The following is an 18253-nucleotide window of genomic DNA, read 5'->3' on the forward strand; positions in this document are numbered from 1 at the left end:
CAACAGGACACCGAGCTCGTCGCGGACCCGCATCGCCAGGCAGCCCCTGGGAAACGCCGCCCGGGCCACCCGCACCGTGACCTCAGGGATCTCACGAGCAGGAACAGGATTCAGCGACACCGCGCCGATCCTCCTCACTTCCCCGCGAACAGGCCGGTCCCCAACACCATCCCACCCCGCGAACCTGCACGTCAGCCGACCCCCAGAATCGGGCGACAGAGTCCCACAGGTGAGCAGGGCTGGGCGCTCTCGCCGTGCGGGCCGGGGCACTGGCATAATCAGACAGGCCGTACGCGGCCCCGCCCCTTCCGAACGGAGCCCAGCCCGGTGTCTGAAGACCCGATCTACGAGAACGCTGACGAACAGCTCGCCCGTCGGGTCGCCGCGCTGGAGCGCCTCGCCGAGACCCAGGACATCCTGGACCGCACGGAGGCTCTGGCGGTGCGGCAGCGGCAGCAGGTCGAGCAGGCCCGCACCGAGCTGCTGGAAAAACTCTCCCGCGTCCAGGACGAGCACACCGAGCTGCTGACCAACCAGGGCCAGATGCTCACCGAGATCCTTACCATCCTCCGGGCCACAAAGAACTGAGCATTCCGTATGACCGGAGCCTGTACGGTTCCAAAAGTTCCGCGCCTGCGCTGACCTGCGTTTTCGCCGGCTCTCGTGATCTTCGTCAGGCGGTGTTGCGGTACTCGTGGATGAGCCCGCCGTGGACGTCGTGGCGCTGGATCCGCTGGGCGGGGAAGTGGATGACGTCTGGATCGTGGGCAGGGGCTCGAAGGTGCAGCGCGCGGTGCGGCCGTCCGCAGTTGTAGTGGCGGGCGTACTCGGCGAGGACGTGGCGCAGGTGCTGCTCGTTGTAGATCAGCAGCCGGTTGGTGCTTTCGGCTCGTGCGGTGCGTATGAACCTCTCAGCGTGAGCGTTCAGCCGCGGCGTCTGCGGCGCACTCTTCAAGATCTCGATGCCGTCGGCGGTGAAGACCGCGTCGAACGCGTGGGTGTACCGGCTGTCGCGGTCGCTTAGCAGGTAGCGGAATCCGGGGGCGCGCTCGCCGAGGTCGGCCAGGAGGTTGCGGGCGAGCTGGGTGGCCCAGGCCGAAGTGGGGCGGGCGGTGACGCCGAGGATGTGCACGGTGCGGGTGCCGACCTCCATGACGTAGAACACGTAGAGCCGCTTCAAGTTGACGGTGTCGTCGTGGAAAAAGTCCGCGGCGAGCAGGGCCTGCAGCCTGGGCGCGCAGGAACTGGCGCCAGGTCGGCCTCACGCTGGGGCTTCGCCGAGGTGGGGACCAGGATGTCCAGCACGTTGCCGTCCTGGTCCACCGCGCGCCACAGGTACTGCCGCACCCCGTTGACCTTGATGAACACCTCATCGAGGTGCCATTTATCGCCGGCCTGCGGCCGGCGGCGGCGCAGTGCGGCCGCGTACTGCGGGCCGAACCGGTCGCACCACTGCCGGATGGTCTCGTGGGAGACGATGACCCCGCGGGCGAGCAGCAGCTCCTCGACCTCGCGGAAGGACAGCGGGAAGCGGTGGTACAGCCACACCGCATGGGAGATGATCTCCGCCGGGAACCGGAACCCCCTGTACGACGGCGACCCCGACTCCACCACAACCCCTCCCCGGGAAGATCAGCAAACCCGGCGATCATCCCAGACCCGAGACGCCCTGCTCAACTTGACGACGCCTTCCGGAGTCTTCACAGTGGATCGTCGTAAGGCGGGGTTTCGTCGGTGAACATCCCGTAGGGCGCGCCGTTCGAGGTGTAGCCCATCAAGAGGAACAATCTGCCGTCCAGCATGATCCACCACTCGTCGTCGACCTGGTCGGCGCAGCGTTCGGCGGTACGGCGCGGGGTAGCTGGCGGGCGCTGCGACCACTGCCGCGCTGTGCCGGGCAACGCGAATCCGAGGGCGGCGAGGTCTTCGTAGGCGGTGTACCGATCGACGCCATACCGCTTGGCGTAGCTTTTCACCGAGATCGTCGCGCCGGTACGGATCCATTCCCGTGCAGAGTCGCGGCGTTCCCGCTGGCGCATGCGGTGACGTCGCGGCTGCATGCGCGGACTTTACCGCAGCGGCGTTCGTCGCAGCTGTCGGCAGTGGGCGTGGACGCCTGCGGTGCCGAGCTGTTGCGGCTGGCCGCCGGAGGAGTTCGAGGTCGTGCTGAGCGTTCTGCTGATCTGCGCCCGTTCAGGCGGTTCGCGCTGCTGCATAGCCTGACGGGGCCGAGCCTTCCCTGTGGGCCCGGACTCTCGTGCCTCCTGCTGCGAGACCGCATGGCAGGAGGTCGTTTATGGAGGGGAACCGCTCCTGCTTTAGGACTCCTGGCAAAATGAGGTGACCGTCTCGCCGCCGGTGTCCGTGTCACCCGGCCCGATACCTGCCTGACCATCGGCTGGTGACTACCCGGATACCGATAGGCGTCAGCGCGCGTCCTCGCGCAGACGAGTAAATCCCCAGGGCAACACCGGGGGGCGGCTGCCCGGCATTCTTCAACCGGGCGGCCGCCCCCTGTAAATGAAGTCAGTCATCCCGCGGCCTGTCGGCCGCGCCGAATGGGGCGGCTCGTACTGTCGGCCAGGCCGCAGGTTGATGTTCGACACCCCGAGCCCGGCCGGGGCGGGCGGCGGTGCGGGCACGCGCGTGCACTCGGTTGGGTGACAGGTGTCCTTGAGGGATTGCCTGTTCGGGTGCGGGATCGTTGGTGGGACGTGACAGTGATGCAGGAGGTCGTGGTTCCGATCGGGAGGTGGCGCGAGATTACCGGCGGCACCGACGGCGGACCGATTCATCTCGCGGCGGATCCGCCGATCTATGCGGCGGTGGCTCTGCGGTGGCGGCAGGCCGGGAGGATGTTGCCGGGGCAGGTTGACCGGGAGTGGTCGGAGTTGGTGGTCGACGCGCCGGACCTGGGTCTGCGGTCGGGGCAGGATGCCGGTCTTCCCTCCGACGTCCTGTCGGAAGCGGGCCGGTCGGGGGTTGTCGGCGGTGCCCGCCTGCTCGCTGGCGCGGCGGAGCCAGCCGGATCGGGCGGCCTTGGTTGGGCCCCGCCGGATCCAAGGTCAGACGGTCGACGATGGGTGCGCATAGCCTCGGATCGGTGAACGCGATGCCATAACGATGCATCTACAGCTGTGAGCGATACGCTGCGGATCTGGGTGCTGGGCCGCGTCCCCCCGTCGCGGTCCGGCACCTATTTGTCGTCTGGTCAGGCCCGTCTGGTGTGGGCGGGTTCGGGCCGGTCGGGGGACAGGACCAGGTCGATGGTTTGCTCGGTGATGGTGTCCAGTGACATGTCGTACGAGCGTGCGATCTGCTGTACCCGCGTGATGGCTTTGCGTATGCCGGCGGTGTTTTCGGTGGCCCATTCGATGGTCATCCAGTCGCGGTAGAGGACCTCGGCGGTCTCGTCGATGTCCAGGCCGCGCAGCGCGGCGTGGCGGGCGGCGTCCAGGTCTGGGCTGTCGCCGTCGGTGTGCCAGGCGGCGAGGGTGTGGGCGACGTCGACGATGCGGGAGAGCATTTTCTGCTGGATGGAGTCCGCCCAGGGGTAGTCCTGGCCGTCGAACGGTTTGCCCCGTACCAGGCCGAGGGCGTTTTCCAGGTCAGGGATGCCGCCGTCGGGGCCGGCGGCCAGTCCCCGGGTGGCCAGGTGCTGGAAGGCCTGCCAGTCCGAGCGGATCCCGGTGTGGAAGGTGTAGCCGCCGTTTTGGGCCGGGGCAGGTAGGCCTCGCCGTCGGGGGCCGCGCCGAACCGGCTCCGGATTTCTGACAGTCGGGACTGCAGGGTGCGGGTCGACCAGGGGGAGACCGGGTCCATGGCCGTGCACAGGGCCTCGGCGCTGCGGCCGGGCCGCAGATAGATCAGTGCTGCCAGCGCGCGGACCCTGGGGCCGTGGCCGGAGCCGCTGATCCCCGTGACCCGGATCGGCCCCAGCACATCGATCCGCGGCGCATCCGGGTCACCCTCGCCCACGGCATCGCCGCCCTGGAGCTGCTCGGCGGCGGCCACGTCCTCGCCGGGGCCGTCCGCGTCGGCGTTGGCGGCAGCGGGTTCGGGGTCCGGCGCGGCGCCGACCACGCTCGGGGCTGTTCCCTCACCGTCACCATCGGAGTCGTCGGCTGTGGACGTGACCAGCCGGATCGGTGTGCCCGCGAAGTCGAGCAGCGCGGGGAAGAAGGTGCCGGGATCGGCGACCTCGTTGTCCTCCCCTTCGGTGTTCAGGAGCAGTGGGTGTGGGCCGGGGCGGGGCGTGGTGGCGGCCAGGTTGTGGTCTTCGGCGAGTTGCCAGGCGCCGGTGGCGGGTTGGGCGTCCTGGTCGGCGACTTCGAGGGCGTGGACGTACTGCCGGTACTGGTCGTCGGTGAGGCGTTGCAGCTGCACCGGCCCGGCGCCCAGCTGCGCGAGCGTGACCGGGGTGTCCGGTGCGACGGCGATGGCTTCGGCGTCGGGGAAGGCCTGCCGGGTGGCCTGGCTGGCGGGGAGGACCACGGCGACGGGAAGGTCGCGGGCGGCGGAGACCGCGTCGGCGAGCTGCCAGGCCTGCGCCGGGTCGACGTCTCTGGCGCAGATGAGGATCCACGGCAGCGGCTCCGGCGCCTCCCCGCCTGCGCCGTGCTGCTGGTGTACCTCGACCAGCAGGGCGCCCAGGTCGGCGATGACGGACGGCAGGTGCGGCATGGTCCGTACCCGGCCCTTGGGTAGCAGCGTCGCCAGCCGTGCCCCCAGCCCGACGGTGACGATCTCGGTGTGGTCACTCCACCCGCTGGTTCCCGCCTCGAGTGCCATCGCCCGGGTGACCGCGAGGAGGTCGCCCGGGTCGCCGTCGAGCAACAGGGCGCCGGTGTTCAGCAAGTTGGCGAGCAGCAGCTCGCCGTCCTCGGTGGCGCCCAGGGTGACCAGGCCCGGGTACGGGGCGGGCACCTGGTGGGCCGTGTCGCCGTCCAGGAGCGGACAGGCCGGATCCAGCGCCCACGTGCCCGGCGTGCGGCCGGCTGTGAAGGGCGGTAGTAGCTCGGTCGCCTCGTCGAGGACCAGGTGCACGGTCTGGTCGGTGACGCGTGCTCCCCGGATGACGGGCACGTCCCGGCTGGCAGTGTGGGCGTGGTGGGCCAGGGTGCGCAGCGCGGTGTCGAGCAGCGCGACCCCGGACGGCTCGGCGGTGGCGTTGATGACTTGTTCCACCAGGGTGGGGTCGGTGTCGATGGCGATCGTCTCGCCCGCACGGCGGTGGCGCTGCTGCAGGATGCGCTTCACGCCCAGCGCTCCGGCCAGGCATGCGGCCAGCAGCGCGCCGATCCCGGCGGCCAGGACTACGGGCTGCGTGGCGTCGTCGGAGCCTTCGTCAACGCCGGTCGCAGTGGGGGGAATTGCCGTGGTGGGCGCGGAGGTCTGCGGCCCGGATGTGGGCTGGCTGGTCGGTGAGGCCGGGGCGGTGGATGCCGGCGCCTGTTGGGCTGGTGCCGACTGGGCCGGGCTGGGGCTGGCGCTCGCGGTAGCGTCGGTGCTGGTGCTGGTGCTGGTGCCGGCGTGGTGGTCGACGTCGAAGTCGTTGAGGGCGAGGCGGTGGTGGCGGCGCCTGGTGTGGTGGGGGAGGCCGTCTGCTCGTGCTGGCCGCCCTTGTCCTGGTTGGTGGAAGGAGCGTCGCCGTTGCCGGACGTGCCCCGGTCGGGGGTGCCGGCGCCGTCGCTGCTGGTGTGGGCGGCGGCGGGGAGGTCGAGTTCCTGGCCGGGGTAGATCAGGTCCGGGTTGGTGAAGCGGTGTCCGCCGGGCTGGGCTTCGCCCTTGTTGAGTTTGAAGATCTGCGGGTACCGGCTGGCGTCGCCGAGCTCGTCCTGGGCGATCTGCGACAGTTTGTCGCCGGACCGCACGGTGTAGCCGGTGGCGTCGTCGCCGATGGCCTTGGAGGAGTGGCCGCCATCGGTGTGCTTCCCGGCCTTCGTGTTGCTGGTGCCGTCCGTGGTGGGGTCGGCGAAGTTCGCGTCGGCGGGCAGGCGCAGGGTCCAGCCGGGTGTCAGCGTGGTGGTGTCGGCGGTGATCAGGCTTCCGTCGGCCTGCCGGATTCCCTCGTTTTCCTCGACGATGTCGTGCCAGCGCACGCCGCTGCCCAGATAGCGTTCGGCGATTTCCCACAAGGAGTCGCCAGCCCGGACGGTGTAGACCGACTTGGTGCTCGTGCTTGTGGCCTTGGTGGCTGCGGCCTGGTCGGCGTGCGCGATGACGCTTCCGGCGAGCTGCGATGACGTGGCAACGGTGGCCGCGTGGGCGGGAGGTGACGCGGATGCGGAAGCGAACGAGCTGGTGGGCAGGAGCAGGATGATGCCGCTCACCAGCGCGCTGGCCAGCTGCTGCGTTCCGGCGAACACCCGGGGAGCGCTGCGCTGCCGCAGCGCCGAGACTGTCTCCACGGCGAGGGAGCAGACGAAGGACAGCCAGCCGTACCAGCCGATCAGCGTGATCGCGCCGAGGAACAGCTGGCCGCTGTCCGGGCTGGTCAGTGCTGCGGTCACCTCGTCCCACGCGGGAAGGTGGTGCGGCAGGACGCCGACGGTGAACAGCCCGTATGGCACGGTTGTCAGTAGCGCGACGGTGGCGGTCAGCGCCAGGAGTCCGCGGAGTATGGCGGTGGCGTAGGTGGTGGTGCGGGTCATGCCTACCCCCGGTAGATCAGGCTTGCGCTGCCATGGCCGGTCACGGTCCAGGAGCCGCCGACCAGGAACACGGGATCGTAGTGCTCGTTGACGGTGACCTGCAGGGATCCACCGTCGTCGCTGACCTTGACGGTGCCGGTGACTCCGGCGTCCTGCAGGTAGCTACGGGCGGCGGCCACGGCGGCGTTGCGGTCGACTTCGATGCCGGTGCCGGAGACGGCTTTGCCGGTGTCGATGGCCTGACCGCCGGCCCGGGCGGCTTCTTGCGCCAGGCCTTCGGCGTGGGTGAGGGCCTGGAGTTTACCGCCGCCGTCGATGACGAGCCCGACGATGGCGAACAGGCCGATGACGCCCTGCACCTGCTGATGATCGAAGAGGGCAAGATGACGTCCCCGACAGCGCGGAGGTGTTCACCCATGGCCGGTTCAAGAAGACCTCCCGGGCGCTGCACCGTTCGGCCCGCACCGCTCATGGCTCGATCATCGATCATGTTCGTGTACGCCGCGACGACCTGCTTCTTCGCCGCAGTGGTCGCGGCATCCTCCGACGGGCTGGCGGACACGCTCGCCGCTGGCGACGATGCTGGGCCGCCGTCGGTGGGATGGCCGCCGCAGCCGGTGAGCAGGACCACTGTTGCCAGGCTCGGTGCGTCAAGCCATCGGCGGCGCCTCCGCATGCTGCTGGTGGTCTGGTGTGGAACTCGTGGCACGTTGCGCCTCCCCCGAAGTCGGCTGGTTCGGGCCGGCGGTGTGGTGGGGCGCCCCGCCGCCCAGGGCCCTGCAGGCCCGCTCGTGTTCTGTGATCGCGTCGTAGCGATGTGTTTTGTACATGACACCCTACGACGTCAACTCCCCACCGCCTATGGGGTTCCTGGGGCTGCTGAGGCGGGTCGCGGGGGTTTGCCCGGAGATAGGCATCGGTCATGTGACAACCTTTGAGTCGGTCATGGACATGGCGAGAGCACCTGCCCCGACGCGTGCGCGCGGACCGTCGGCGACCGAAGCGATCGGACCATCACGGGTTCCCTGTAGGGACCGCGGCTTCGTGAGCACGGGCTCCTGGCAAAAGACGGGAATCCGCGCGTGGTGAGCACCGCAGATGTTGGCGGATCATGAGCAGAACGTCCCCGCCGGATGTCCTCGGTGGTCACTGCGGGTAGCGGAAGAGGTCGAGCGGTGCTGGCTCGTGCGCGAGAAACCAGCCCCCGTTGCGGGGGCGTCGGCCAGATGACACCACTGTCCCGCACCGCGGAACCGGCCAAGGCCGCCGCCTTCATCGCCGGCGACCGCGCCAGCTACGTCACTGGCGCGACTCTGGCAGCAGACGGAGGCCGCACCGCCATCTAACTAATAGCCCGGAGTAACGGTCGAGGACTACTCCGACCGTGAGACCTCGCCACCGATTCCCGTCTCATTGCCGTCGGAGTCGTGAAACACCCACTTGCACACGTTGCCGTGCTTCTCCACCTCTACCGGCTGCAGCCCTCGCTCAGCGATCCGTGCAACCTCGGAACCGGGTTCGTCCACCCAGATCATGCTCACCGCACCGCCAGCACGCTCGGTGTCTTCGACGATGTACACATACCGGTCCTCGGCCAGCTGCCACACCGCTTCGACGTCGTTGGGGTAGAAGGTTGGCTCCAAGCCGAACAGCTGCTTGTACCACTCCAATGCGCTCTCGTAGTTACGCACTGCAATACCCGCAAAAATCCCTACAGGCACGACCGACTCCCACTCTCTCAAGATCAACCTTGGCCAGACGACTGCTTCCGTTGGAAGGCAGACTCCATCAGCTCGCAAGACTCATCGGGTTGCAGTCGTCACTACTGAACGTCACTGGTGCTCATGATCGTCCGGATTTGCTCGGACGGTGCTCATGGCTGAAGTTTCGCCATTCTCGTGATCGGCTACTGGGTTGCGGGTGACGGTGTGTGAGGTTAGCTGGTAGCCAGGGGTTGGCAGGTGGGCCGACCCAGAAGCCAGGCACGGAACGCATAAGCGCGCGTCCCGGCCTACGGCACCCAGTTGCGGACCGCGAAGAGGCATCAGTCCGGGGCAGACCCTGATGGTGCGCCGAGGCTGACCATGCCTGGCCGTTGCCGTTTCGAACGGGTTGCGAAAACGCGTCAGCCTGTGGGCGTGCCGATCTGGTCGCGCTCCAGGACGGAACGCAGCTCCGAGAGGGCCTGCGCGGCGGCCGTCATGGGGGACGCCTTGAGGGCATCTGCGATCAGCTCGGCCAACCGCTCGGTAAAGGTCCCTTCTGCCGCGTCGACCAACTGCAGGCCGTCGTCGGTCAGGGTCAGCAGTGAGGACCGGCGATCGGATGGATTCGGCTGTCGGACGGCCCATCCCTGCTTCTCCAGACGGTCGATGGTCTTGCTGGTCGCCCCGATGCCGATGGCGAATTCGGCGGCAAGGTCCGCCACGCGGGACCCGGGGTGGTCGCGCAGGTAGCGCAGGGCCTCGAATTGCGAGGTGACGATCCCGTGCCGCTCACGGAGACGGTCGTTGAGGGCGTTGTACAGACGCGTCTCGCATCGGACCAGGTCGGCGAAGAAGCCCGGGAGGTCAACCGCGTCACCGCTCGACTTAGATGCCATGGCATATAGTGTAATGGAAGCTACTTACGGCGGGAGCACACTCATGAGCAAGGAACAGCGCGCGCAGGTCGACGCGATGCTGCGGCAGCCGCGACCCGAGGGCCCCAGGTCAGTTGAGGCGATCCGAGCCGGATTCAAGGCGCTGATGGCCCAGATGATCGTGCCCGACAGCATCCGCACCACGCAGACAATGCTCGGCGACCGGCCCGCACTGCATGTCGAGCCGGGCAACGGGCCGCGCGCCGGGACGATCCTCTACTTCCACGGCGGCGGCTGGGTGTTCGGCTCACCCGAGACCGCCCTGTCGCTGACGGGCCACCTCGTTGCCAAGACTGGCTTCGGGGCGTACTCGCTGGACTACCGGCTTGCCCCCGAGCACCCGTTCCCGGCCGCGATCGAAGACACACTGAGCGCCTACCGCGCCCTCCTCGACAGCGGTCAGGACCCTTCGGCCATCGTGTTCGCCGGGGACTCCGCCGGCGGCGGCCTCACCGTCACGACCTGCCTGGCCGCCCGCGACGCGGGCCTCCCGCTGCCCGCCGCCATCGTGACGTTCTCCCCGGGCCTCGACGCCACCCGCACGGGCAAGAGCATGGACACCAAGGAAGGCATCGACCCGATCTTCACCCGCAAGTCCGTGGAACACACCGGAGCCATGTACCTCGCCGGGCAGGACCCGCACCAGCCCATGCTCAGCCCGGCCGTCCTCGCCGACCTGACCGGCTTCCCCCCGATGCTCATCCAGGTAGGCACCAACGAGATCCTGCTGGACGACTCCACGCGCCTGGCCGCCCGCGCCCGCGCAGTCGGAGTGGACGTGATCCTCGACATCACCGCCGACGTACCCCACGTGTTCCAGTCGTTCGCCGGCGTTCTCGACGAGGCCGACCAGGCACTGGACCGCGCAGCCCTGTTCCTCACGCAGCACGTCCACATTCCCCACACAGCAGCCGCGTCAGCCGGGTAAATCTCGGAGCCGTCTGGCCATACAGCAGGCTGGCCGGCTCCGAGCTTCGCAGTGAAAAGACGGCAACACGAGTCGACCGTCCGCAGCAGCAGAACGGCCCGTGGTGGCGGACGAGAACCTCCGTGTCAGGCCAGTTCTTGCGGGCGTGGGAGAGGGCGCGCGGTGACGGCGCCCCGGGTGGGCTGGTCTGGACGCGGTGCGGCGGATCGGGCCATACGCGGTGTCCGTCCTTGCCGGAGGTTGCGGATGCGCCGCGCGTCGTGTGTGGCCGTACCGGGGAGGTCCAGGTGCCGGTGACCGTACCGTCATCCCTGTTGATCGTGCTGGAAGTCCTGCGGCCGTGCTTCACCGCCCCCTCGTTCACGACGATGGCGGCGCTGGTCACCGGGGTGCTGTCGGGGAACGGTCCGCGCACCGTCACCGGGATGTGGCAGGCCGCCGGGTTCGGGTGCGATGGTGCGTCGTGAAACCTCCGGGGAATGGGCCGGGCCGCTGAGGTGCGGGCTTCGGCGATGGCCGCTCGGTAAGGCGTTGCCGGATGCAGGCGCGCGTGTGCCATGGGTGGTGCCGCGTTCAGGGGGACGGGGGCAGAATCCTGGTCATGGTTGCTGCCAGCTCCCGGTTGCTGTGGATGTCGTCGTCGCGTTCGAGGGCCTGGATGACGCGCTGGGCGATGTCGCGGGGCTTTTCCTGGCTGATCTTGGCCTTGCCGACGGTACGGGTGGGAGCGAGCCTGAAGCCTGCCGTCATCGGTGCGATGTGCTGCGCGTACTCGTCGACCTCGGCCAGATGCCACGGGTTGGGCCGCCGGGATTCGAAGTGGTCGACGGTCTTGTCGAGCACGTCGTATGTGTGCTGCGCGCCGAGCAGTTCGGGTGTGCCGTGCAGGTGCGCGACGACGAAGTTCCAGGTGGGAACGTAGGGCCCGCTCTGGTAGAAGCTCGGTGAGATATAGCCGTTGGGCCCCTCGATGATCAGGACGACCGGGTGTCGGCCGAGCTCGTGCAGCTCTGCATCGGTACGGGCCAGATGGCCCAGGACCGTGCTGTCGTCCCGATCGGGGTCAAGGACCACGGGCAGGTGGGAGACGGTGAGTCCGCCGTTCGGAAAGGGGCTGACCAGTGTGGCCCAGGCGCGGTCCGCGATGAGGGACCGGATGTCAGCAGGGTCGTTGAGCGCGTAGAGGGGTTGTTCAAGCATGGGAGTTCCTCGGTAGGGGCAGGGCGGTGTTGACCGGATCCGGCCTGTAGAACATAGGCAAACGGCATATCGGCAGGCATCGTTGAGGGGAAGCAATCTCGTGCGGCGCTCTTGTCGACCAGCACAGTGGGGAGATCTCAGTGTCCCTTGACACACGCTCGGAAACCCGTTCCTGCAAATCCACCACGGCGAAGGCATGACCTGCGTCCTCAACCCGCTGCCGACAGCCTGTCAGCTCAGGGCTCGGCGGACGACCCCATGGTCACCCCCGACACCGACGACTGTCGGCCCCGCTGCCAGAGCATCGCCCGCACCGACCGCGACATCGCCCACATCCACTGGCCTGACTCCTGTGACGCCGGCTGCTGCCTGGGCCGGGTCTGGCGCAATCACGCGCCGAGTTCGTCAGTCTCTTCCGGCATCGGCCACTGGGCCGACGCGGCCGAGGACGACGACCAGGCGCCGCCTCCGGAGTGGTTGCGCACCCGAGCGACCGCGTGGGATCTCATCCGTGCCGCCGAGGTCCACGACTACGACGCGGTCTGCGGGGAGAACGTCGTGGACTTCGCCACCCGCTGGAACCTGTTCGACGCGTGGCTGAACGTGTGGGACGCCCTCGGCTACAACGCCCAGATCGCGTCGGTCAACGCCGCCCACCTCTCCGGCCCGGGACAACGAGGCCGCGTCGCAGCACCGGAATCGCATCCTGTTCGCCTTCACCAGAAGGGCCTGCCGCTGCCCGACCTCCGCGTCCGCCCCTCCTGCCGGTGCCCCGAGTACGGCCCCGTTCAGAGGGTCATCCAGGTCTGGGGCAAGAAGTTCGACAAGCCGGGAGTCCGCAAGATCGGCACCTACGGAGATCGGACAGTAGCGGCTGCCGATGAAGGAGTCCAGCAGCAGTGCGCTGTTGAGGGCGGCCAGGACGTCGACGTGGTTGCTGTGGTGCTGAGCCGCCACGCGCACAGTGCAGCGGGTCAGGGAGGTGCCGGCTGTGGTCTCGGCCCCCTTGCCGCACACATCACCGAGGAAGTACGCCCAGCGGTCACCACCCAGAGGGATGACGTCGTAGAAGTCGCCGTCCATCACCTTCGGAGGCAGGCATGGGCCAGGACTGGGCGACGCCCTTCTGCTCAAGTCTGCCGCGATCTTGCCAACGCTCAAGGCAACGGAGGCCGCCAAGTCTTGACGTGACCAGCCGCAGAGGCGCACTATTCCTCAACCCAGTCCACATTTCTGAGCAGGAGTCCACATACATGGATAGGGACGTCAAGTCGGCGTCGCGGACGATTGAGGTCCTTGACCTGCTGGCCGCGCACGCGGACGGGCTGACGCTGTTGGAAATCGCGGCCGCGCTCGACTGCCCGAAGAGCAGCGCGCACGTCCTGCTCGCGACCCTCGCCCGCAAGCACGTCATCACGGCGAGCTCTACGGCCCGCGGGTCCGTTTTCAAGCTCGGGCACCGCATCTTTGAAATTGGCCAGGCATATGCCCGCAATGCCGACCTTATCCGTGATAGTCGTGACATCGTCCGGCGACTGGTCGACACCTGCCTGGAGACGATGCACGTCGCCGCTCTGGACGGCGGGCAAGTCGTCTACCTGGCCAAGGAGGAAGGCCGCCAGTCCATGCGGATGGTGTCGGCCGTCGGCCAGCGCTTCCCCGCCTACGGCACCGGCGTCGGCAAGGTCCTGCTCGCCGGGCTCGACGACTCGGCCGTCCGGGAGCTCTATCCCACTGCGGAGCAGATGCCCAGCCTGACACCGAACACCATCGACGACCCAGCTCGACTGCTTGCGGGATTAGCGGAAACGCGACGGCGGGGCTACGCCGTCGAGACCGAGGAGTCGAGCGTGGGGCTGGCCTGCATCGCCGCGCCCGTCTACGACTCCAGTGCCCTGGTGGCGGCCATGAGCATGTCCGTGCCGACTGCTCGCTTTCCCGACGAGCGACGCAACGAACTGCTTCACCAGCTGCTGGCCGGTGCACGAGAGCTATCCACGCGCCTCGGCGCGTCGTCCTACCCCAGCCAGATCAGCCCGGGTACCACGCGGTGTCTGTGACGGCGCGGACCATCCCCGACCACCGCAGCCAAGCCCCAAAGGACCGCTGAATGAAAGCCCTGGTATACGAGGCCCCGGAGACCATGATCCTTCGGGAGGTGGAGGCGCCTGCCCCGCGCCCCGACGAGGTGCTCATCCGGGTGGCCTATTCCGGCATCTGCGGCTCCGAGCTCAGCGGCTTCCTCGGCCACAACAGCCTCCGCAAGCCGCCGCTGGTCTTCGGACACGAGCTCTCCGGTTCGATCGAGTCGGTCGGTAAGGACGTGCCGGCCGCTGCTGGGCTGGCCACCGGTACACCGGTGACGGTCAACCCGCTCCTCACCTGCGGGCAATGCGAGTACTGCGTGACAGGGCGCCAGCAGCTGTGCCCACAGCGGCAGCTGCTCGGCGCGCACCTTCCCGGCTGCAACGCCGATTTCGTCGCCGTACCGGCCGCGTCCGTCCTCGCCCTGCCGGACGGCATGAGCCTGCGCGACGCCGCGATGGCCGAGCCCGCCGCCTGCGCCCTGCGGGCCGTTGAGACCAGCGGCGTCGGTCCCGCCTCCAGCGCGCTCGTGATAGGCGCCGGACCGATCGGGCTTTTCATCCTGCAGATCCTTAAGCAGTACGGCGTAGTCGAGCGCTTCGTCGCCGACCTCAACCCAGCCCGGCTGGCGATGGCCACTGCTCTGGGTGCCACTGCGGTCCAGCCCGGGCCGGACGGCGTGACCGCCGCCGTCCTCGAGGCCACCGGAGGCCGCGGAGTCGACGTCTCCTTCGACGCGGTCGGCTCACCGCAGACCCGCAGGGACTGCCTGTCGAGCACGGTGCCCGGCGGCGACCTTGTCCTCGTCGGGCTGCACAACGACGAGACGTCCTTCCCGGTCAACTCGATCATCCGGTCCCAGGTCACGCTCAGCGGGGTCTTCGCGTACTCCACGGCCAACTTCCGCACCGCACTGCAGTGGCTCGAGGCCGGTCGGATCGGCCTGCGGGAGGGCGTCGTCGTGGCGCCGCTGTCGGACGGACCGCAGTGGTACGCGCGGCTGGTCGGCGGGGACGGCGCAGCCAAGGTGCTGTTGCAGCCCGGACACGACGGCGAGGACGCCGACTCCGACTCCGACAAGGAAGGAATACGTCCGTGAGCGCTCGTGTGAGCAGTGAGTGGAGCTACCGGGGGCTGCAGGCGCTCGTGATGGACAACGAGTTCCTCCGCGTCGTCGTACTGCCCGAACTCGGCGGCAAGATATGGCAGCTCACCGCCGTACGCAGCGGTCGGGACTTCCTTTGGCACAACCCGCGCCTCAAGGCACGGTTGATCCCCTTCGGCACGACCTACGACGACGTCTTCCTCGGCGGATGGGACGAACTGTTCCCCAACGACGTGCCAGAGGAACTCGCCGGCGAGCCATACCCCGATCACGGCGAGCTGTGGGCCTCCACCTGGGACTGGACCGTCGAGCGCAGTCCCGAGGAGGTGCGCCTCATCCTCACCCTCCGGGCGCCGATCTCCGGCTGCAGCATCGAAAAGACGCTGACGCTGCGCTCGGGCGAGTCACACCTGCGCGTACGCTCCCGGATCACGAACGAGGGCCACACGGCACTGCCCTTCCTGTGGAAGCAGCACGTTGCGGTCCCCGTCAGTGAGCGGGCGAGCATCGGGCTTGGCGCCCGGACGATGTACGTCGAGGACTTCGGAGTTCCACGCGCCGGCAGCCCGGGCGAGACCTACCCATGGCCGCACCTGGTCGGCCCCGATGGCAGCTCGACCGACATGAGCAAAACGCTCCCACCCGACTCACGGGTGAGCGAGTTCCAGTACGCAACCGAACTCGACGGCGGCTGGTGCTCGGTGACCTACGAGGACGGCACCGGCATCGGTCTGTCGTTCGACCCCGGGGTGTTCCGATCCTGCTGGCTGTTCGCGTCCTACGGCGGGTGGCGTGGCCACGAGGTCCTCATTCTCGAGCCCTGCACCGGCTATCCCGTGTCCGTCACTGAGGGCCTCGAAGCCGGTACGCACCAGGTGCTCCCAGCCGGGGGGACCGTGGAGACGGCCCTCACCGTAGTTGTCTACGACCAGATCGCCAGCGTCTCGGGCATCTCACCCGACGGCGGCGTGGAAGGACAGTCCCTGTGAAGGTCGAATCCGTCGACATGTTCTACCTGTCGATGCCCGACGTCCACGACATCGGCGACGGCAGCCAGGACATGCTCCTGGTCCGGGTGCGAGCCGGCGACCACACCGGATGGGGGGAATGCGAAGCCTCGCCGCTGCCCTCGATCGCCAGCCTGGTATGCCCGATGTCGCACAGCGCCTGCCACCCGGTGCTCGACTCGGTGCTGGGAGCCAGGCTCGACGGCCCCGGGGACATCGGCCGGATCGTGCGTGCGGTGCGTGCGAACAGCCTCGACCTGTTGCAGGCCGAGCACACCCTCTCCGGCATCGAGATCGCGCTGTGGGACCTGATGGGCAAGGCTCTCGAGCAGCCCGTCTACGAGCTGCTCGGCTACGACCGCTCTCACCCCAAGACGCCCTACGCGTCATCCTTGTTCGGCGACACGCCCGAGGAGACGCTGCACAAGGCGCGCGCGGTCCGATCGATGGGCTACCGCGCAGCAAAGTTCGGCTGGGGCCCGTTCGGCCGCACGACCGTGGCCGCCGACGCCGACCAGGTCCAGGCAGCGCGAGAGGGCCTTGGACCCGAGGGGGTGCTCCTGGTCGACGCCGGCACCGTGTGGGGTGAGGACGTCGAGGCGGCCGCGCTGCGCCTGCCGGCGCTGGAGGATGCAAGTGTCCTCTGGCTGGAGGAGCCGTTCAACTCCGGTGCGCTCGGCGCCTACCGCGCTCTCGCGGACCGCTGCGACCGGCTGCGGCTTGCTGGCGGCGAGGGCGCACACAACCCGCTGCTCGCCGAGCACCTCATCGACTTCGGCGGTATCGGCTTCGCCCAGATCGACACCGGGCGCATCGGCGGAATCGGTGACGCCACCCGCGTCGCCAAGTACGCCCAGGCCCGCGGGGTGCAGTTCGTCAACCACACCTTCACCTCACACCTGGCACTCAGTGCGTCACTGCAGCCGTTCGCGGGCAGTGGAGACGACTGGATCTGCGAGTACCCGGTGGAGGCCAAGCCGCTCGCCCAGGACCTGACCCGTAACCACCTCACGCTCGACGAGTCCGGGTGCGTGGCGGCCCCGGAAGCGCCCGGGCTGGGCATGACCCTCGACCTCGACGCCGTGCGGCCCTACCTGCTCGACGTCGACATCACCGTGGGCGGCAAGACCCTCTACAGCACGCCCGACCTGACCACCTGAACTTGGCTCTACGTCCCGGCGGCAGCGCCGGGCCGACCACCGGAGTACGCGGATGAAACGAATCAAAGGCATCATCGCCGTCACCTGTGCCGCCCTACTCGCCCTCTCCGGATGCAGTTCGGCGGCGTACCGGGCGCGCACCTCCGGTGGCACGCTGGCCAGCAAGCCCGCAGGCACCTACCCGACCGGCCCCGTGAAGCTCGTGATCTGGTGGTGGGGCGAGCAGGAAGTCGCGGGTGCCAAGGGCTGGCTCGCCGACACGGTCGCTGCATACGAGAAGCTGCATCCCAACGTCAAGATCGAAACGGTACTGCAGACAACCGACAGTCTCATCCCGGCGTTCCAGGCAGCCGCGGCGGCCAACCAGGGCCCGGACATCCAATACTTCTGGGGCGGCATCAACTCTCAGGAGCCCGCGTGGGCGGGGCACGTCCTTCCGATTTCGGACTACATACCCGCCAGCGAGCTCAAGCACTACCTGAACGCGGCGACCGAGGACTCCTACAAGGGAAAGATCCTTACGGCGCCCTGGTATGTCAACCCGCAGTTCCCGGTGCTGGTCCGAAAGGACGTTCTGGCGGCACACGGGCTGAAGACCCCGACGACCTGGTCCGACCTCCTCTCCACCTGCGACAAGCTCAACGCGGCCGGTATCACGACGCTCGCCGGCGGCGTCAAGGACGGCTGGTTCGGAGGCTGGCTGTACTCCATGATCGACGGCCAGTTGGTGTCGTCCCCATCCGATGTGACAGCAGCCGTCACCGGCCAGCAGAAGTTCACCGACCCCATGCACGCGGACTGGTGGCAGCGGCTGCAGGAAACCGTCGACCACCACTGCTGGAACGCCGACATCAACTCCCAGCAGCTCTACCAGGCCCAGCAGCAGTGGGTGTCCGGTAAAGCGGCAATGACCATCACGGCCGGAACGGACGCACCGAACTTCGTGAAGAAGGTCGGAGCCGACAAGGTCCAGATCACGACCATGCCGAAGATCGGCAATGGCCCCTACGCGGGGAAGATGGGTACGACCTCGCAGACCGTCGGCATCACCCCCTGGACCAAGTACCCAAAGGTCGACGCCGACTTCATCGAGTTCATGCATTCGCCGCAGCGGCTGCAGGCCTGGTACGACAAGACCGGCTCCATGCCGGCGGACGACCGCTTCGACATGTCGAAGGTGACCGATCCCGTCAAGCGCCAGCTCTTCCAAATGGCCCTGAACGGGGCTCCGTACCTGGAGAACTACATCCCCGCCGCACTGGACTCCAACGCCGTCTTCACCAACGTGCAACTCGTCCTGCAAGGCAAGCGGACCGCGGACCAGGCCGCGGCGGACATGCAGAGCCAGGTTGAGCGGCTCCGCCTGACCGACAGGTCCCTGGTGAACGACTTCAAGGCATGGAAGCGGTGACCGATCAATGCCCGTAGCCACTACTCAAGCCGCCCCCGCCGCGGTGGCCGCACCACAGCCGCA

Annotated in this window: 19 protein-coding genes and 1 pseudogene; 9 read left to right on the forward strand and 11 right to left on the reverse strand. The window is 68.3% G+C overall.

Going from position 1 to position 18253, the window contains the following annotated elements; translation table 11 throughout:
• Window positions 1–327 precede the first annotated feature (327 nt).
• Window positions 328–588, forward strand: coding sequence for a hypothetical protein (locus EFK10_RS04975; RefSeq protein WP_127354554.1), 261 nt, complete (start codon window positions 328–330; stop codon window positions 586–588).
• Window positions 589–673: 85 nt separating this feature from the next.
• On the opposite strand, the gene EFK10_RS04980 is transcribed toward EFK10_RS04975, so the two are convergent.
• From EFK10_RS04980 to EFK10_RS05005, 7 genes and pseudogenes are all read right to left on the reverse strand, one after another.
• Window positions 674–1180, reverse strand: a complete 507-nt coding sequence (locus EFK10_RS04980) for an integrase core domain-containing protein (RefSeq protein WP_240676995.1) — start codon at window positions 1178–1180, stop codon at window positions 674–676.
• Window positions 1181–1287: 107 nt separating this feature from the next.
• A pseudogene (locus EFK10_RS04985) lies at window positions 1288–1611 on the reverse strand (IS6 family transposase); the annotation flags it as partial.
• An 89-nt stretch (window positions 1612–1700) separates the two neighbouring features.
• Complete coding sequence (locus tag EFK10_RS04990) at window positions 1701–2060, reverse strand: hypothetical protein (RefSeq protein ID WP_127354555.1); 360 nt, start codon at window positions 2058–2060, stop codon at window positions 1701–1703.
• A 1151-nt stretch (window positions 2061–3211) separates the two neighbouring features.
• Window positions 3212–3382, reverse strand: a complete 171-nt coding sequence (locus tag EFK10_RS46990) for a hypothetical protein (RefSeq protein ID WP_164835823.1) — start codon at window positions 3380–3382, stop codon at window positions 3212–3214.
• Window positions 3379–5259, reverse strand: coding sequence for a hypothetical protein (locus EFK10_RS04995; protein ID WP_127354556.1), 1881 nt, complete (start codon window positions 5257–5259; stop codon window positions 3379–3381). The genes EFK10_RS46990 and EFK10_RS04995 overlap by 4 nt, the downstream gene beginning before the upstream one ends.
• A 56-nt stretch (window positions 5260–5315) precedes the next feature.
• Window positions 5316–6653, reverse strand: a complete 1338-nt coding sequence (locus tag EFK10_RS05000; protein ID WP_127354557.1) for a LysM peptidoglycan-binding domain-containing protein — start codon at window positions 6651–6653, stop codon at window positions 5316–5318.
• A 2-nt stretch (window positions 6654–6655) separates the two neighbouring features.
• Window positions 6656–7012, reverse strand: coding sequence for a hypothetical protein (locus EFK10_RS05005; protein ID WP_127354558.1), 357 nt, complete (start codon window positions 7010–7012; stop codon window positions 6656–6658).
• An 867-nt stretch (window positions 7013–7879) separates the two neighbouring features.
• Between EFK10_RS05005 and EFK10_RS49535 the strand changes: the two genes are divergently transcribed.
• The gene (locus tag EFK10_RS49535) at window positions 7880–7999 is read left to right on the forward strand and encodes an SDR family oxidoreductase (protein ID WP_322973281.1); all 120 of its coding nucleotides are present in this window, start codon (window positions 7880–7882) and stop codon (window positions 7997–7999) included.
• Between the two features lie 27 nt (window positions 8000–8026).
• Here EFK10_RS49535 and EFK10_RS05015 read toward each other — a convergent pair whose 3' ends face one another.
• Both EFK10_RS05015 and EFK10_RS05020 read right to left on the reverse strand, forming a co-directional pair.
• Complete coding sequence (locus EFK10_RS05015; protein ID WP_127354560.1) at window positions 8027–8374, reverse strand: VOC family protein; 348 nt, start codon at window positions 8372–8374, stop codon at window positions 8027–8029.
• 404 nt (window positions 8375–8778) lie between these two features.
• Window positions 8779–9255, reverse strand: coding sequence for a MarR family winged helix-turn-helix transcriptional regulator (locus tag EFK10_RS05020; RefSeq protein ID WP_127354561.1), 477 nt, complete (start codon window positions 9253–9255; stop codon window positions 8779–8781).
• Between the two features lie 43 nt (window positions 9256–9298).
• Between EFK10_RS05020 and EFK10_RS05025 the strand changes: the two genes are divergently transcribed.
• Both EFK10_RS05025 and EFK10_RS05030 read left to right on the forward strand, forming a co-directional pair.
• On the forward strand, window positions 9299–10222 hold the full coding sequence (locus tag EFK10_RS05025) for an alpha/beta hydrolase (RefSeq protein WP_127354562.1): 924 nt from the start codon (window positions 9299–9301) through the stop codon (window positions 10220–10222).
• Between the two features lie 287 nt (window positions 10223–10509).
• Window positions 10510–10689, forward strand: a complete 180-nt coding sequence (locus tag EFK10_RS05030; RefSeq protein WP_127354563.1) for a hypothetical protein — start codon at window positions 10510–10512, stop codon at window positions 10687–10689.
• 106 nt (window positions 10690–10795) lie between these two features.
• On the opposite strand, the gene EFK10_RS05035 is transcribed toward EFK10_RS05030, so the two are convergent.
• On the reverse strand, window positions 10796–11422 hold the full coding sequence (locus EFK10_RS05035) for an FMN-binding negative transcriptional regulator (protein WP_164835824.1): 627 nt from the start codon (window positions 11420–11422) through the stop codon (window positions 10796–10798).
• A 405-nt stretch (window positions 11423–11827) separates the two neighbouring features.
• The gene (locus EFK10_RS49540) at window positions 11828–12505 is read right to left on the reverse strand and encodes a SpoIIE family protein phosphatase (RefSeq protein WP_127354565.1); all 678 of its coding nucleotides are present in this window, start codon (window positions 12503–12505) and stop codon (window positions 11828–11830) included.
• A 170-nt stretch (window positions 12506–12675) separates the two neighbouring features.
• Here EFK10_RS49540 and EFK10_RS05045 point away from each other — a divergent pair, with 170 nt between their 5' ends.
• Genes EFK10_RS05045 through EFK10_RS05065 form a run of 5 tightly spaced genes read left to right on the forward strand, consistent with a single transcriptional unit; the run spans window position 12676 to window position 18190 of the window.
• Window positions 12676–13482, forward strand: coding sequence for an IclR family transcriptional regulator (locus EFK10_RS05045; protein WP_164835825.1), 807 nt, complete (start codon window positions 12676–12678; stop codon window positions 13480–13482).
• Window positions 13483–13532: 50 nt separating this feature from the next.
• Entirely contained in the window at window positions 13533–14606 is a 1074-nt protein-coding gene (locus EFK10_RS05050) for a zinc-dependent alcohol dehydrogenase (RefSeq protein WP_127354567.1), read from the forward strand.
• Window positions 14603–15601: a DUF5107 domain-containing protein gene (locus tag EFK10_RS05055; RefSeq protein ID WP_127354568.1), complete on the forward strand. Its 999-nt coding sequence runs from the start codon at window positions 14603–14605 to the stop codon at window positions 15599–15601. Before EFK10_RS05050 ends, EFK10_RS05055 begins: the two co-directional genes overlap by 4 nt.
• Window positions 15598–16779: a mandelate racemase/muconate lactonizing enzyme family protein gene (locus EFK10_RS05060; RefSeq protein WP_127354569.1), complete on the forward strand. Its 1182-nt coding sequence runs from the start codon at window positions 15598–15600 to the stop codon at window positions 16777–16779. The genes EFK10_RS05055 and EFK10_RS05060 overlap by 4 nt, the downstream gene beginning before the upstream one ends.
• Before the next feature lie 52 nt (window positions 16780–16831).
• The gene (locus EFK10_RS05065) at window positions 16832–18190 is read left to right on the forward strand and encodes an ABC transporter substrate-binding protein (protein WP_127354570.1); all 1359 of its coding nucleotides are present in this window, start codon (window positions 16832–16834) and stop codon (window positions 18188–18190) included.
• Window positions 18191–18253: the final 63 nt, after the last annotated feature.

The organism is Streptomyces soli (genome assembly GCF_003999195.1).
GTDB classification, from domain to species: domain Bacteria; phylum Actinomycetota; class Actinomycetes; order Streptomycetales; family Streptomycetaceae; genus Actinacidiphila; species Actinacidiphila soli.

What these genes read in the sequence shown, in the direction of transcription:
- EFK10_RS04990 (WP_127354555.1), bottom strand. Translation starts at nt 2,060, where the DNA reads ATGCAGCCGCGACGTCACCGCATGCGCCAGCGGGAACGCCGCGACTCT.
- EFK10_RS46990 (WP_164835823.1), bottom strand. Translation starts at nt 3,382, where the DNA reads ATGACCATCGAATGGGCCACCGAAAACACCGCCGGCATACGCAAAGCC.
- EFK10_RS05000 (WP_127354557.1), bottom strand. Translation starts at nt 6,653, where the DNA reads ATGACCCGCACCACCACCTACGCCACCGCCATACTCCGCGGACTCCTG.
- EFK10_RS49535 (WP_322973281.1), top strand. Translation starts at nt 7,880, where the DNA reads ATGACACCACTGTCCCGCACCGCGGAACCGGCCAAGGCCGCCGCCTTC.
- EFK10_RS05020 (WP_127354561.1), bottom strand. Translation starts at nt 9,255, where the DNA reads ATGGCATCTAAGTCGAGCGGTGACGCGGTTGACCTCCCGGGCTTCTTC.
- EFK10_RS05025 (WP_127354562.1), top strand. Translation starts at nt 9,299, where the DNA reads ATGAGCAAGGAACAGCGCGCGCAGGTCGACGCGATGCTGCGGCAGCCG.
- EFK10_RS05035 (WP_164835824.1), bottom strand. Translation starts at nt 11,422, where the DNA reads ATGCTTGAACAACCCCTCTACGCGCTCAACGACCCTGCTGACATCCGG.
- EFK10_RS49540 (WP_127354565.1), bottom strand. Translation starts at nt 12,505, where the DNA reads ATGGACGGCGACTTCTACGACGTCATCCCTCTGGGTGGTGACCGCTGG.
- EFK10_RS05045 (WP_164835825.1), top strand. Translation starts at nt 12,676, where the DNA reads ATGGATAGGGACGTCAAGTCGGCGTCGCGGACGATTGAGGTCCTTGAC.
- EFK10_RS05050 (WP_127354567.1), top strand. Translation starts at nt 13,533, where the DNA reads ATGAAAGCCCTGGTATACGAGGCCCCGGAGACCATGATCCTTCGGGAG.
- EFK10_RS05065 (WP_127354570.1), top strand. Translation starts at nt 16,832, where the DNA reads ATGAAACGAATCAAAGGCATCATCGCCGTCACCTGTGCCGCCCTACTC.